This window comes from Pseudomonas sp. TWR1-1-4 (assembly GCF_049897165.1).
Classification (GTDB): domain Bacteria; phylum Pseudomonadota; class Gammaproteobacteria; order Pseudomonadales; family Pseudomonadaceae; genus Aquipseudomonas; species Aquipseudomonas canadensis.
Map to the genome: position 1 here is coordinate 726865 of NZ_JAFCVS010000005.1, position 14778 is coordinate 741642.

Here is a 14778-nt window from a genome sequence, read left to right on the forward strand (position 1 = left end):
GATTAGCTGATGAACAAACTGATCGTGAGTCTGCTGTTGACCTTGGGCATCACCGGTGTTGCCCATGCTGCAGGCGACGCTACAGCGGGCCAGGCGAAAGCCGCCGTATGTGGTGCTTGCCATGGACCGGATGGTAACAGCCCGGCGCCGAACTTCCCCAAACTGGCCGGCCAGGGCGAACGTTACCTGACCAAGCAGATGCAGGATATCAAGTCCGGCAAGCGCACGGTCCTGGAAATGACCGGCTTGTTGACCAACCTCAGCGATCAGGACCTAGCAGACATCGCGGCGTATTTTGCCAGCCAGAAGGGCAGCGTGGGAGCTGCTGATCCGAAATTGGTCGCCCGTGGCGAGAAACTGTTCCGTGGCGGTGACCTGGAAAAAGGCCTGCCTGCCTGCACCGGTTGCCACTCGCCCAATGGCGCGGGCATCGCCGCCGCCGGCTTCCCGCACCTGAGCGGCCAGCACGCCACCTATATCGCCAAGCAGTTGTCCGATTTCCGCAAGGAAGAGGCCGGGCGTGCCAACGATGGCGACGCGGCAATCATGCGCACCATTGCTCGCAAGCTGAGTGATGAAGACATCGCGGCGGTCTCCAGCTACATCCAGGGCCTGCACTGAGATGCACACTACGTTAACGCTCGATTAATCCATCGATGCAAGCATAAAAAGGGTGGCTTAGGCTGCCCTTTTTTGTGGCCGCTACCGTTACACTAACGAACTCATGCCCGCGTAGACCTGTCACAACAAAGGTCGCGTGAGGCGACTTTATTTGTCCAGGAGTAAAGCATGCGTAATCTGATCCTCAGCGCCGCTCTCGTCACTGCCAGCCTCTTCGGCATGACCGCACAAGCTGCCGACGTGCCGCTTGAAGCCGGTAAAACCTATGTTGAATTGGCTAACCCGGTTCCGGTTTCGGAGCCCGGCAAGATCGAAGTAGTGGAGCTGTTCTGGTACGGCTGCCCGCATTGCTATGCCTTTGAGCCGACCATCAACCCATGGGTTGAGAAACTGCCTAAGGACGTCAACTTCAGACGCATCCCCGCCATGTTCGGCGGCCCATGGGATGCCCACGGCCAGCTGTTCCTGACCCTGGAAGCCATGGGTGTGGAGCACAAGGTCCACAACGCAGTATTCGATGCGATTCAGAAACAGGGCAAGCGCCTGACCAAGCCAGACGAAATGGCTGACTTCGTGGCCACCCAAGGTGTCGACAAGGAAAAGTTCGTGGCCACCTTCAACTCCTTCGCCATCCAGGGCCAGATCAAACAGGCCAAAGAGCTGGCGCAGAAGTACGGCGTGCAAGGCGTTCCGACCATGATCGTCAACGGCAAATACCGTTTCGACCTGGGCACCTCCGGTGGTCCTGAGCAGACCCTCAATGTTGCCGACCAGCTGATCGCCAAAGAGCGCGCAGCCAAGTAAGGGGCCTGTCATGCGTCGCTGGGGTACCGAACGTGTGGTTGGCCTGCATGACCCGCAGGTCAACGAACATCACCTGGAATCCACAGGCCTGCCGGCAGACAGCCGCCTGCGTCTGCTGAGCTTCAATATCCAGGTGGGTATCAGTACCGAGAAGTACCGGCATTACCTCACCCGTGGCTGGCAGCACCTGCTGCCCCACAACGGTCGAGCTGGCAACCTGCAGAAGATCGGCAACCTGTTGAGCGACTTCGACCTGGTTGCCCTGCAGGAAGCCGACGGCGGCAGCATGCGCTCCGGTTACATCAACCAGGTCGAACACCTGGCCCAGCTGGGTGCCTTTCCCTACTGGTACCAGCAACTCAATCGCAACCTCGGGCGCCTGGCGCAGCACAGCAATGGCGTGCTCAGCCGCTTGAAACCCTCCGCCATCGAAGATCACCCGCTGCCAGGCCCCAAGGGCCGGGGCGCGATCCTCGTACGGTTTGGCGAAGGCCCGGAAGCCTTGGTGGTGGTGATGATGCACCTGGCGCTGGGTGCCCGCACCCGCACCCTGCAACTGGCCTACATCCGAGAGCTGATCGGCAATTACAAACATCAGGTGCTGATGGGGGACATGAACACCCACGCCAGCGATCTGTTGCAGAATTCTCCGTTGCGCGACCTCGGGCTACTGGCGCCACAAGCCGAAGCCACGTTCCCCAGCTGGCGCCCGCAACGCTGTCTTGACCATATCCTGCTCAGTCCTACCCTCACACTTGAAAGTGTGCAGGTGCTGGCGCAGCCCATCTCCGATCACCTGCCGGTCGCGGTAGAGATTCGTCTGCCGGGGTCGCTCACGGCTGATGCGTTGCCCGCGTTGAGTTCCGGCCCTCGCGGACCTCTTGCATGAGCGACGACGCCCAGCGCTGGAAAGAAAAATACCTTAAAAGCATCGAGCAACAAGAAAAGCTCGAACGCCGTTGGGCGGCCCGCCTCGACCTGCTGCGCCGTGGGCTGGTGCGCAGCACCCTGGCCGCTGAGGGCACCGACCGCGCGGTCGATCAATGCATGAAAGAAATGCGCGACGTTGTCCGCACCGATGATATGGACGCCGCCCTTGCCGCCTTGCTGCCGCGCCTGGAAAAGGCCGTGCTGGATTCGGAACAGCGCCGTGAAACCCGGGTGGACCAGATCAGCACGGCGCTGACGTCCCTGGTCACGCAACTGCAAAAGCTGCCGCTACCGCGTGAAGTGGCCCGTCCACTGAAGACGTTCGCCAAGCAGCTAGACGGCCGAGTCAGCCAGGCGCGCGAGATTCCCTTGCTGCTCAGCGAATTGAGTGGCCTGCAAGGCCAGGCGTTGAACAACCTGGAGCCGGACGGCGAAACCCCGCGTCAGGGGCCAGGGCTTTTGCAGCGCTTGTTTGGCTCCAAAGAAGTCGTGAACGAGGCGGTGGAAAATGAACCGACGCCCCGCCCGGCCCCGCAGCCTGCGGTAGCCAAGCCTGCGGATGCCGAGCCACAGCCGCCCGAGCAATCCGAGGAACTGACGCAAGCGTTGCGCGCCTTTGCGCCGCAGCCTCAAGAAACGCTTGCCCCTGTCAGTGAGCCCGTAGCGCCCGCCAAGCTGGCCGAGCCCTCCAGCGAAACCTTCGTCTACGAGGCCCCGCCTCAAGCCGCACCCATTGAAACGCCAGTAGCGCGGGTCGAGCCCGAGGCTCAAGTCGAAGAGCCTGCGCCGGAAAGCGCGCTCGCCGCCTTCATTGAAACGCCTGAGGTTCAGGTCGAAGCGCCGGATGAGACCGTCATCGGTAGTCTGTCGCTGCCTCCGGTGCTGGAGGTCGAAGAGCCAGATCCCGACGAGCTGCAAGCGGATGGCGCCTATGCCTTGCCCGACTCGCCGGAACCGTCCTACAGCTCCGTGGCCAAGCACATCGAGGACACCCTGCTCGGCTTGCTGGAGGAACTCTCGCTGCCCGAGCGCCACCGTCCCCAGGCCGAAGCCATGCGCGAGCGCCTGGCCCACGGTCTGAACTGGTACGAACTGCTGCCGATCCTCGACGACCTGGCCGTATTGATGCTGGCGATCACCGACAGTGGTCAGCATGAGTTCGAGGCATATCTCAAGCAGCTCAACGAGCGGCTTGAAGCCTTTCAGGGGCACTTGCAGGTCGCCAGCGACGGACACGCCGACAGCCGTTCTGCCGCCCGCGAGCTGGACACGCAGATCCGCGAACAGGTCGATGGCCTGCAAAGCAGCGTGCAGGAAGCTGCCGACCTGGACAGCCTCAAGCACGTGCTGGAAAGCCACCTCGAAGGCCTGCTGGGCACAATGGATGAGCACCAGCAGCAGCGTGACCAGCGCGAGCAGGAAACGGCAGCGCGTCTGAAAGGCTTGGCCGAGCGTGTTGCCAATATGGAGCAGGAAGCCCAGGGCTACCGCGATCACCTGGAGGTGCAGCGCCAGAAGGCCCTGATCGATCCGCTCACCGGGCTGCCCAACCGCGCGGCCTGGAGTGAACGCCTGGATCAGGAGGTCAACACCTGGCATCAGCGCGGCAACAACCTGTCGCTGGCGATGCTGGACCTGGATCATTTCAAGCGCATCAACGATGGTTACGGCCATTTGGCCGGCGATAAGGTACTGAAGATCATCGCCAACGTGCTGCGCAAGCGCCTGCGTCCGAGCGACTTTATCGCGCGTTTTGGCGGGGAAGAGTTTGTGTTGCTGATGCCAAACTCATCTCTGTCGGATGCGCTGGCGGCGGGCGAAGTGTTGCGCGCAGCGATTGAAGCGTGCCCTTTTCACTTCAAGGGCGAACCGGTGACTATCACCGTTTCAATGGGGGTAGCGCAGTTCCAGCCGGGAGAGCGCAGTGACCTGGCGCTCAAACGTGCCGATGAGGCGCTGTACCGGGCCAAGGCGGCGGGACGGAACCAGGTGCAGGCCGCCTAAAAGATGTTCCATTTTGTAATTTGACGGTGGGGTCACAAAGGGTACGTTACACTGTTGCATTATCGTCTTCAGTGTAATGTCTTCCGCCATGAAATCTTTGTACTTCGCCTTTGTATTTCTTCTGCTCGCAGGTTGTGCCAGCGGCCCGCGCCTGGACACCAGCCATCCTTCGGTGAACCACGACAACCGCGTGCAGTTCGTGATTGTCCACTACACCTCCACCAACCTTGAACGCTCCCTGGCATTGCTTACGCACGGCCAGGTCAGCAGCCATTACCTGATCGGCGACGACGCCTCCGGCACCATCTACAAGCTGGTGGATGAAAGCCAGCGCGCCTGGCATGCCGGCGAAAGCGAATGGATGGGCCGCACCTGGCTCAACTCCAGCTCCATCGGTATCGAGATCGTGAACCCTGGCTACAAGGACACCCCGACCGGCCGCTTGTGGTACCCGTACTCCGAAGCGCAGGTTAAATCCCTGGTGGTATTGCTCAAGGACATCAGCAAGCGCAACGGCATCGACCCCAAGAACATCATTGGCCACAGTGACATCGCACCGTTGCGCAAGCTGGACCCGGGCCCATTGTTCCCTTGGAAACGCCTGGCCGATGAAGGGTTGGGCGTGTGGCCGAATGCCCAGGCTGTTGCGCGGTTCCAGATGCAATACGCGGCGGAGCTACCGAGCATTACCTGGTTCCAGGAAGAATTGGCCCGTTTGGGTTACCAGACGCCTCAGACCGGGGAGCTGGATGTCGCCACGCGCCATGTCATTGCGGCGTTCCAGATGCATTTCCGGCCGTCGCTGTTTGACGGCACACCGGATGCGGAGAGTGCCGCAATCCTGCGCGCGTTGAATCGAACCTAAAGCGGCAACGCCATATAAAACTGAGTGCCCTGCCCCGGCCGCGAATACACGCCCATGCGGCCGCCGTGCAGTTGCACGATTTCCTTGCAAAGCGCCAGGCCCAGGCCGGCGCCGCCTTTCTTGCGGCCCACTTGGACAAAGGGTTCGAAGATCCGTCCCTGCTGCCCATAAGCGATGCCTTCGCCGTTGTCCTCGACGCTGACAATCACTCGCTCACCATGACGGCGCGCCTGCAGGCGAATCTGCCCACCCGCCGCCGTGTGGCGCAGGGCGTTGCCCAGTAGGTTGTCCAACACCCGCTCAAGCTGTGCCTGGTCTGCATACAACCGAGGCAGGTCGGATTGAGCTTCCACCAGCAATTCGATGTTCTGAGCATTGGCCGGCTCTACGAAGCGTGCACGGGCGTGCTCCAGCAGGTCAGTCACATCGCACGGCCCCAGCGTTAGCTTCTGCAGACCGTTCTGGTAGCGCGAGAAATTCAGCAGATCATTGATCAACTGCATCAGGCGCTGCATTTCTTCATTGACCGTATCCAGCAAGTCCGCTTCACGGGACTCGGCCGGGAACTTCGCACGCTCGCGAAACAGCCCGAATGCCATGTGCATGCCGGTCACCGGCGTACGCAGCTCATGGGAGGCGCGTAATACGAACTCGCTGCGTACCCGTTCGAAGGCGCGTTGTTCGGTGACGTCGTGCAGCACCATCACTGCGCCGAGGATATGCCCCTGGGTATGGCTCACCGGGGTCAGGCTGTACGTCAGCAGGCGCAGCTCGCCTTCCACTTCCACTTCCAAATCGTCCGGTGCCCGCTCCAGGTTGCCGCCGCGCAGTACCAGTTGCAGTTGCTCATCCAGCTCGGGGCGTGCCAGTGCTTCGCCAAGACCTTGACCGAGGCGTTCCTCGTCCCAGCCCAATTGACGCTGGGCCACGGGGTTGAGGTGTTCCAGACGGCCTTGGCGGTCAATCATCAGCAGGCCATCGTCGATGCTGTCAAGTACAGCTTGCAGACGTTGTTGGCCGGCCAGCAACTCATCGACATTGGTTGCCTGATGCTGGCGCAACGCTTCGGCCATGATGCCGAAGCGGCGTGTCAGCTGGTTCATTTCTGCTGCGGATGAGATCGGCAGCGTGACCTCGAAATCGCCCTGGCCGATCTTGTCGGCGGCTTTGGCCAGAGCTTCGATCGGCCCGCCGAAGCGCCGGGCAATGCCATGGGCGGTCACAAACCCGATGATCAGCACTGCAAGCCCCACCAAGCCCAGCAAGCCGGCGATCAGCAACGCGCGCTCACGTGATTTGTGCTCGCTGTTGCTGATGTTCTCCAACGCCTGCTTGTGTTCGTTGATCAGGCCGTTGCGCAACTTATTGAAGGTTTCGGTGAGCTTTTCCTTGGAGCCTGGAGGAGGCGTCGGTTGCTGGGATTCGTCAAAGGCGTCCAGCAGATCCTGATACTGGCCTCGGGCCTTACTGAACCCAGTCCCGCGATTGTCGCGCTGCTCATGGGCGATGCCCTGGTCCAGCAGGTCGAAGTAGCGTTGCTTGGAGGCTTGCAGTGCCTCAGGGTCGGGGCGCTCCTCCAGCATCATGATCAACTGATCACCCAGGCTTTGGCGCAGCTTGAGGCCCAGGTCCAGGGTGATGAAGTTGCTGCGAATCAGGGACTCCTGGGTCTTGGCCATTTGCATGACGCTCACCAGGCCCAGGATCAAGCCCAACAGGGCAACGGTGATCAGCGCTGAGATGCTCAGGAATAACCGAGTGCGCAGCTTCATCGCTAACTTCATAGGGTACAGCTCACAGGTTGTACTGTTTGCGTTTGCGGTACAGGGTCGACGCGTCGATACCCAGGGTGCGAGCCGCCTGGTCCAAGGTGTCGCTAGTGGCGAGCACGGCGCCGATATGGGCTTTTTCCAACTGATCCAGGCTGAGCGCCGCGCCAATGCGTGGGGCGTTGTTTCCGGGTTGTTCGGCCATGCCCAGATGGGTGATTTCCACCTTCTCTTGCGGGCAGATAATACTGGCGCGCTCCACCACGTTGCGCAGTTCGCGGATATTGCCCGGCCAGCGGTAGTTGAGCAGTGCTTCGCGCGCTTCATCGCTGAAGCCACGCGCCGGTCGGGCGTATTCCTTGACGAAGCGCGCCAGGAAGCGATCGGCCAGGGTCAGGATGTCCTCACTGCGCTCGCGCAGCGGCGGCAAGTGCAAGGTGATGACATTGAGGCGGTACAACAAGTCTTCGCGGAAGCGGCCGTCGCGGACCATGTCTTCCAGATTCAGGTTGGTGGCTGCCAGGATACGCACGTCAGCACGGCGAGTGACCGGATCGCCCACCCGCTCGTATTCCTTATCCTGAATAAAGCGCAGCAACTTGGGTTGCAATGTGAGGGGAAAGTCGCCGATCTCATCGAGAAACAGCGTGCCGCCGTCCGCTTGGTTAACGCGGCCCAAGGTACTTTCGCTGGCGCCGGTAAACGCACCGCGGCTATGACCAAACAACTCGCTTTCCATCAGTTCTGCGGTCAGCGACGGGCAGTTGATGGTGACGCAGGATTTTTTCGAGCGCTTGCTCCAGCCGTGTATGGCGCGGGCGAGTTCGCCTTTACCGGTACCGGATTCGCCCAGGATCAGAATGTTGGCATCGGTGCCGGCCACTTGGCGCGCGGTTTCCAGTACCACCATCATTGCAGGGCTGTGGGAATCGAGGCCGTCTTTCGGCTGGCGCACTTCGCCTTCAAGGGCTTCGAGGCGTGCGGAGAGTTGGCGTACTTCCAACTGCTTGGCGGTGGCGAGGCGCAGTTGATCAGGGCTGCAAGGCTTGACCAGATAATCGGCAGCGCCGGCCTGGATCGCATCAACGGCGGTATCGACTGCAGAGTGGGCGGTCACAATCACAACACGCATCCACGGCGCCTGAATGCGCATCTGGGCCAGTACATCCAGGCCATTGTCCTCGCCCAGGCGCAGATCGAGGAAGCATAAGTCGAACACCTGGCGCTGCATCAAGGCATCGGCCTGAGCGGCGCTGTTCGCGGTGGCTACGGTGTAGCCTTCATCTTCCAGGCAATAACGGAAGGTGCGGAGGATCGCGGATTCGTCATCCACTAAAAGAATACGGCCTTGAAGTTCCTTGGCTGATTCCATCTGTCCCGCGCTCCTTAAACTATGAATGATGGTGTTTAGTCCCGGAATAATCGGGCAAGTTGCATGGTTTATTCTGATCGATAAAAGGCAGCGTCGTGCAGCTATCTGCATCGTTGCCTACAAAGCCCCGGCTGATGGCGTTTTCATGCCGTCTTGCCACTTCGGCAGCACTCATTCCGTGTTCTATCCATTGATCCGACCGCTGGCCATCGTGCATTTCGCACGGCGCCCAGACGGGCATCGTGCAGGACGCTGGGGGGCAACCCAATCGTCAATATTCAACTCATTGATTTTATTGAGTTTTATTTTGTAAAAAAGCTGGCATGCACTCTGCAATACCTCTCCCAACGAATAATCAAAATGCGGGAGAACAGCAGCATGACTCGCCAAAGCCTCAGCCAATTGCGTGTATCGCCACTGCGCTTGCAACAAGGCCTGTTTGCCAGCCTGGCCCTGATGGTCACGCTGATTGGCGGCCAGCAGTTGCAATATTGGCAGCAGAGTCAGCAGCAGATCCCCCAGTTTGAACGTCCGGCCATGACCCAAACCCATTTCCGTTCCGTTGGCAGTGTTGCTGCCGATGCAACAGCCCCGCAATTGCGGATGGTTGATCAGGAGTCTGCCCTGAGTGAACTGCCATCCCAGGAGCGTTGGGTGTTTTAGGCACCAACAGCCGCTTGTATTGAGCGGCTGCACGGCACTACCGCTGTTACCCCTATAAAAGCGTAAGGAGAATCACCATGTTGAGTTGGGCAATCACGTTTCTGATCATCGCCATTGTGGCTGCAGTCCTGGGCTTCGGTGGTATCGCGGGCACCGCCACGGGTATCGCAAAAATTCTGTTTGTGGTCTTCCTGGTGATGTTCATCGCTTCCTTCTTCTTTGGTCGTCGCGGCCGAGGCTGAACATGACGACTTTGTCCCTTAAAGCTATTGCTGCCGCCCTGCTCCTGGGCGGCAGCGGCTTGGCGATGGCCGCCAATGACGGCCAATCCCGGGCCAACGAATTGCTCAGTGCGGACCCGCAATACCGCGAAACCTGGCAAGGCGTGGTGAAGAAAGAAGAACGGCTGCCGGAATGGGTGATGAACCTGTCGGGTACGGCCGAACAAATGAATGCCGTGGAAGAAGATGGCGACAAGTACTTGGTCGGGCCGCTATGCGAAACCGCTGACACGTGCCTGAACAAACGCCTGATCGTTGCCTTCAGCCTCGACAAGGAAGATGCCTACGCCATGTTGGTGGAAGTCCCGGCCGGTCTTCCGGCGGACAAATCCCCGACGCGGCATGCCGATTACCGTTTTATCGGTAAGCCGGATGACGGCATGCAGAAGTTGCTCATGGAGCAGCTGAAGAAAGATCCGAATTGGTATTAGGTTCCGTCTGACGCGTCTGTCGTCTGCGAAGCCTGCGTCCATAGAAAGAAGCCTCTCGCTTCTTTCTGTTTGCATCGCTCGCAAAGGGCGGTGCATGACCAAGGGGTCGGGTTGCTCTGATCAATCGGGATCGGCGTGACCTACGGGCACAGGGAGTGCCTGCGCAAGGGCCGGGTCAGGCGAAAAGCTGCGACGCAGGTTCACAAGCTCACGGCTTGCTGAACTTGCGGCGGGCTTATTTCTCTTTTGTTATGCCCTCCTTAGTCGAATATTTCCCTTCTGCTTGTTCAGAACCATTTCTTGGTATGTCCGGTCGACCATCTATCGATAAAATTTGAGGGTGCCCATAGGACATTTCCGACACTAAACGACGGAATTCCCAGACATTTCTGCCGGCGCTTGAAAGACGTCCTAATTCTCTGAGCGAGCCGGGTTTGGCCGGTTCACGGCATGTATGTCGGACAAAATGTCACATTTGAACTGACCGTTCGGACAGTTATTATGAAAAAAAGCCATGCCGATTCGGCATAGGGTAGGCGTTTACGGCATTAGACGTCGCTCCCTTGCATGGGAATAGTTGCGCCTTTTTTCGCCTGCCAGTAAGCCATTTCGGCCACGCTGCGGTGACCTTCCATGGAGGCAGATGCACACACTTTTTCGCTCTCGAGCGTTGCAGCTGGCGCATTTGCCTTAAGTTCACTTGAAGTAAGGGTAATGACATGAAGAAGGCAAAGCTAAGCCTCGCCTGGCAGATCCTCATCGGTTTGGTGCTGGGGATCGCAATCGGTGCAGTGCTCAACCATTTCAGTGCTGAAAAGGCCTGGTGGATCAGCAATGTGTTGCAGCCAGCGGGCGATATCTTTATCCGCCTGATCAAGATGATCGTGATCCCGATTGTGATCTCCTCGCTGATCGTCGGCATTGCCGGTGTCGGTGATGCGAAGAAGCTCGGGCGTATCGGCGTCAAAACCATCCTTTACTTCGAAATCGTCACCACTATCGCCATCGTGGTCGGCCTGCTGCTGGCCAACCTGTTCCACCCCGGCGCCGGCATCGACATGAGTACCCTGGGTACCGTCGACATCTCCAAGTACACCGCCACCGCCGCCGAAGTGCAGCATGAGCATGCGTTCATCGAGACCATCCTCAACCTGATCCCGTCGAACATCTTCGCCGCTGTTGCCCGTGGCGAAATGCTGCCGATCATCTTCTTCTCGGTGCTGTTCGGCCTGGGCTTGTCGAGCCTCAAGCCTGAGCTGCGTGAGCCACTGGTGACCATGTTCCAGGGCGTGTCCGAGAGCATGTTCAAAGTCACCCACATGATCATGAAGTACGCCCCGATCGGCGTATTCGCACTGATCGCCGTGACCGTCGCCAACTTCGGCTTCGCCTCCTTGCTGCCGCTGGCCAAGCTGGTGATCCTGGTTTACGTCGCCATCCTGTTCTTTGCCTTTGCAGTACTGGGCCTGATCGCTCGCCTGTTTGGTTTCTCGATCCTCAAGCTGATCCGTATCTTCAAGGATGAGCTGGTCCTGGCCTACTCCACCGCCAGCTCCGAAACCGTGCTGCCGCGCGTGATCGAGAAGATGGAAGCCTACGGCGCGCCGAAAGCCATCTGCAGCTTCGTTGTGCCGACCGGTTACTCGTTTAACCTCGACGGTTCGACCCTCTACCAGAGCATCGCGGCAATCTTTATTGCCCAGCTGTATGGCATCGACCTGTCGGTTGGCCAGCAGTTGATGCTGGTCCTGACCCTGATGGTCACCTCCAAAGGCATCGCTGGTGTGCCGGGCGTGTCCTTCGTGGTGCTGCTGGCGACCCTGGGCAGCGTGGGCATTCCGCTGGAAGGCCTGGCGTTCATCGCCGGTGTCGACCGCATCATGGACATGGCGCGTACCGCCTTGAACGTGATCGGCAACGCCCTGGCCGTATTGGTCATCTCCCGTTGGGAAGGTATGTACGACGACGCCAAGGGCGAGCGCTACTGGAACTCGCTGCCGCACTGGCGCAGCAAGGAAGCCGCGTCGGCCGCCCAAGCGACCCGCAGCTGATAGCACTACAGCTCTAAGACAAACCCCGGATAATTCCGGGGTTTGTCGTTTCTGCCAGCCCCGCTATCATTCGCTCCATTCTTCGGGGGATTCAACTGATGCTCAATGGCCTGTGGCTTGGCTTCTTTGTCGTGGCAATGGTGTCGGCACTGGCGCAATGGCTGGTCGGCGGTAACGCCGGAATTTTCGCGGCAATGGTCGAAAGCATTTTCGCCATGGCCAAACTGTCGGTGGAAGTGATGGTGCTGCTGTTCGGCACCCTGACCCTGTGGCTGGGTTTCTTGCGCATCGCCGAGAAGGCCGGAATTGTCGATTGGCTGGCCAAGGCCCTTGGCCCGCTGTTTCGCCGCCTGATGCCGGAAGTGCCTGCCGGCCACCCCGCGATCGGTTTGATCACCCTCAACTTCGCCGCCAACGGCCTGGGCTTGGATAACGCGGCGACGCCTATCGGCTTGAAAGCGATGAAGGCGCTGCAGGAACTCAACCCCATCCCCAACACCGCGAGTAATGCGCAGATCCTGTTTCTGGTGCTCAACGCGTCGTCGCTGACGCTACTGCCGGTGACCATCTTCATGTACCGCGCCCAGCAAGGCGCGGCGGACCCGACGCTGGTGTTTCTGCCGATCCTGCTGGCGACCAGCGCCTCAACCCTGGTCGGCCTGCTCTCGGTGGCGATCATGCAGCGCCTGCGGCTGTGGGATCCGGTAGTGCTGGCCTATCTGATTCCGGGCGCACTGGTGTTGGGCGGCTTCATGGCATTGCTGGCGACCCTTTCCGCGACGGCGCTGGCTGGCTTGTCGTCGATCCTCGGCAACCTCACGCTGTTCGGGTTGATCATGCTGTTTCTGGTGATCGGCGCGTTGCGCAAGGTCAAGGTCTACGAGGCATTTGTCGAAGGCGCAAAAGAAGGCTTCGACGTGGCCAAGAACCTGCTGCCCTACCTGGTGGCGATGCTGTGTGCCGTGGGTGTGTTGCGCGCTTCGGGCGCCCTGGATTTCGGCCTGGAAGGCATTCGCCATGTGGTCGCCTGGACCGGCATGGACACACGCTTTGTCGATGCCTTGCCGACTGCGATGGTCAAGCCGTTTTCCGGCAGCGCTGCGCGGGCGATGTTGATCGAGACCATGCAGACTCAAGGTGTAGACAGCTTCCCGGCGCTGGTGGCAGCGACGATTCAGGGCAGTACCGAGACCACCTTCTATGTGTTGGCGGTGTACTTTGGGTCGGTGGGTATCCAGCGCGCCAGGCACGCGGTGGGGTGTGCGTTGCTGGCGGAGTTGGCCGGTGTCGTTGCTGCTATTGCGGTGTGCTACTGGTTCTTTGGCTGAGGCTTGTACCCAAACCTGTAGGAGCGAGCTTGCTCGCGAAGAACGTATCGGCAACGCGGGCAGGCTGATAGCGCTGCGTTATCGTTGACGATTTTCGCGAGCAAGCTCGCTCCTACAGTGGGTGCGCTGCCGTGCCTTGACTCACCACCCAATCCACCACCTGCTTATTCAACTGATCCCCCGCCTGCCCAAACCCGGCCACCACCGCTGGCACCTTGGTGTCGCTCACCGGCTGCCGCACCTCAAACCGTCGGCTGGCAACAATTCGCTGGTCACTGCCGCGCACCAACCGCGCATCCAGGCGAATCACCACCTCCACCGCACTGCCGTGGTATTCACTCTGGAACGCCTGCAATTGCCCGCCCAGCTCATAGTCGGACTGCAGGTTGGTGTCGTCGGTGCTCAGCAGCGTCACCCGGCCATCGCGCTGGAAGCCGTCCATGAAGCGGTTGCGCAGCAGCACCGGCGACGGGTCGCTCCAGCGCGAGTTGGCATAACTGCTGATCAGGTCGCCATTGGGCACCACGGCAATGCGCGGGCTGTCGAGAAATTCGCTGGTCTGCGGCTTGTTCACGCGCAGCGACCAACTGACCGGCGTGGCCTGGCTGACTGTCTGGGCCGAGGACAGGCGATACACATCCGAAGGGTCGGCCTTGGGCAGGATCGAGCACGCGCTCACCAGCGCCAAGGCCACAGGGGCGATCATTTGGTAAGCACGCTTCATGGCGTGAACTCCTTGTTCTTGTCGCTGCCCAGCAGGTACCCGCTGGGGTTGGCTTCCAGGCGGCGGGAGATGGCGCGTAGCGAACCGAGGGTTTCGCGCAGTTCGCGCACGGCCGGCGCCAGTTCATTGAGGCCTTGCATGCCGCTGTTCACCGAGTCCTTGTTGTCTGTCAGCAAGGTGTTGATGGTCGCGGTGCTTTGTTCAAGGGATTTCATGGCCTGTTCGGCACTGCCGAAGACCTGCTTGCCTTGTTCGTTGAGCAAACCGTTGGCGTTGCGCATCAGCACAGTGGTCTGCTCCAGGGCAGCGCTCGCCTGTTTGCTCACCTGCATCAGTTGCTGCATCACCACCTTGATATCGCCGCGCTGGTCGGCGATGGCGCCGGTGGTTTGTTGCAGGTTTTCCAGGGTGTTGCTCAGGCGCTCGACGTTCTCGCGGGAGAACATGTGGTTGGCGTTGTGCAGCAGCAGGTTGATGCTGGTCATCAGGTCGTTGCTATTGTTCAGCAGGCGTGCGATGGGCGATGGTGAGGCGATGATCTGTGGCAGGTTACCGTCCTTGCCCTTGAGTTCCGGACTCTGCGGGGTGCCGCCACTGAGCTGGATGATCGAGGTACCCGTGATGCCGGTCAGGGCCAGCTTTGCCTGGGTGTCTTCCTTGACCGGCGTCTGCCCGGCCAGGCGGATACGTGCCAGGACGCGGCGCGGATCCTTGGGGTCCAGGCTCAGGCTGATGACATCGCCCACCTTGATCCCGCTGTACTGCACCGAACTGCCCTGGGACAAGCCACTGACGGCTTCGTTGAAGATCACTTCGTAGTCCTGAAAGGCGCTGTCGACGCTGGACTTGGCCAGCCACAGGCCGAACAGCATCGCGCCGACCACCACGATCACGCTGAACAGACCGATCATCACATGATGGGCTCGGGTTTCCAT

Annotated in this window: 14 protein-coding genes; 10 read left to right on the forward strand and 4 right to left on the reverse strand. The window is 60.1% G+C overall.

The window, feature by feature from the left end:
- Window positions 1-9 precede the first annotated feature (9 nt).
- From ACP7C6_RS19155 to ACP7C6_RS19175, 5 genes are all read left to right on the forward strand, one after another.
- Window positions 10-621 carry a c-type cytochrome gene (locus tag ACP7C6_RS19155; protein WP_426109110.1) on the forward strand — a complete coding sequence of 204 codons (612 nt, stop codon included), beginning with the start codon at window positions 10-12 and terminating at the stop codon, window positions 619-621.
- Between the two features lie 168 nt (window positions 622-789).
- Window positions 790-1425 (forward strand): thiol:disulfide interchange protein DsbA, encoded by a 636-nt coding sequence (gene dsbA, locus ACP7C6_RS19160; protein WP_068937343.1) that lies wholly within the window; start codon window positions 790-792, stop codon window positions 1423-1425.
- Window positions 1426-1435: 10 nt separating this feature from the next.
- Window positions 1436-2314 carry an endonuclease/exonuclease/phosphatase family protein gene (locus tag ACP7C6_RS19165; protein WP_028618653.1) on the forward strand — a complete coding sequence of 293 codons (879 nt, stop codon included), beginning with the start codon at window positions 1436-1438 and terminating at the stop codon, window positions 2312-2314.
- The gene (locus ACP7C6_RS19170) at window positions 2311-4359 is read left to right on the forward strand and encodes a diguanylate cyclase (protein WP_426109111.1); all 2049 of its coding nucleotides are present in this window, start codon (window positions 2311-2313) and stop codon (window positions 4357-4359) included. The genes ACP7C6_RS19165 and ACP7C6_RS19170 overlap by 4 nt, the downstream gene beginning before the upstream one ends.
- Window positions 4360-4447: 88 nt before the next feature.
- Window positions 4448-5224 (forward strand): N-acetylmuramoyl-L-alanine amidase, encoded by a 777-nt coding sequence (locus ACP7C6_RS19175; protein ID WP_028618655.1) that lies wholly within the window; start codon window positions 4448-4450, stop codon window positions 5222-5224.
- Here ACP7C6_RS19175 and ACP7C6_RS19180 read toward each other — a convergent pair.
- Window positions 5221-7008: a KinB sensor domain-containing domain gene (locus ACP7C6_RS19180; RefSeq protein WP_236318435.1), complete on the reverse strand. Its 1788-nt coding sequence runs from the start codon at window positions 7006-7008 to the stop codon at window positions 5221-5223. The two genes, ACP7C6_RS19175 and ACP7C6_RS19180, sit on opposite strands and share 4 nt — an antisense overlap.
- Before the next feature lie 10 nt (window positions 7009-7018).
- Window positions 7019-8365, reverse strand: a complete 1347-nt coding sequence (gene algB, locus ACP7C6_RS19185; RefSeq protein ID WP_016978797.1) for a sigma-54-dependent response regulator transcription factor AlgB — start codon at window positions 8363-8365, stop codon at window positions 7019-7021.
- A gap of 378 nt (window positions 8366-8743) precedes the next feature.
- Between algB and ACP7C6_RS19190 the strand changes: the two genes are divergently transcribed.
- From ACP7C6_RS19190 to ACP7C6_RS19210, 5 genes are all read left to right on the forward strand, one after another.
- The gene (locus ACP7C6_RS19190) at window positions 8744-9028 is read left to right on the forward strand and encodes a hypothetical protein (protein WP_426109112.1); all 285 of its coding nucleotides are present in this window, start codon (window positions 8744-8746) and stop codon (window positions 9026-9028) included.
- Window positions 9029-9105: 77 nt separating this feature from the next.
- Entirely contained in the window at window positions 9106-9270 is a 165-nt protein-coding gene (locus ACP7C6_RS19195) for a DUF1328 domain-containing protein (protein WP_003170804.1), read from the forward strand.
- A gap of 2 nt (window positions 9271-9272) precedes the next feature.
- Entirely contained in the window at window positions 9273-9740 is a 468-nt protein-coding gene (locus ACP7C6_RS19200; protein WP_426109113.1) for an inhibitor of vertebrate lysozyme family protein, read from the forward strand.
- Between the two features lie 719 nt (window positions 9741-10459).
- Entirely contained in the window at window positions 10460-11791 is a 1332-nt protein-coding gene (gene gltP / locus ACP7C6_RS19205; protein ID WP_426109114.1) for a glutamate/aspartate:proton symporter GltP, read from the forward strand.
- Between the two features lie 98 nt (window positions 11792-11889).
- Window positions 11890-13119 (forward strand): nucleoside recognition domain-containing protein, encoded by a 1230-nt coding sequence (locus ACP7C6_RS19210; protein WP_016978801.1) that lies wholly within the window; start codon window positions 11890-11892, stop codon window positions 13117-13119.
- A gap of 112 nt (window positions 13120-13231) precedes the next feature.
- Here ACP7C6_RS19210 and ACP7C6_RS19215 read toward each other — a convergent pair whose 3' ends face one another.
- Window positions 13232-13843, reverse strand: coding sequence for an ABC-type transport auxiliary lipoprotein family protein (locus ACP7C6_RS19215; RefSeq protein ID WP_068937345.1), 612 nt, complete (start codon window positions 13841-13843; stop codon window positions 13232-13234).
- Window positions 13840-14778 carry an MlaD family protein gene (locus ACP7C6_RS19220; RefSeq protein WP_028618662.1) on the reverse strand — a complete coding sequence of 313 codons (939 nt, stop codon included), beginning with the start codon at window positions 14776-14778 and terminating at the stop codon, window positions 13840-13842. The genes ACP7C6_RS19215 and ACP7C6_RS19220 overlap by 4 nt, the downstream gene beginning before the upstream one ends.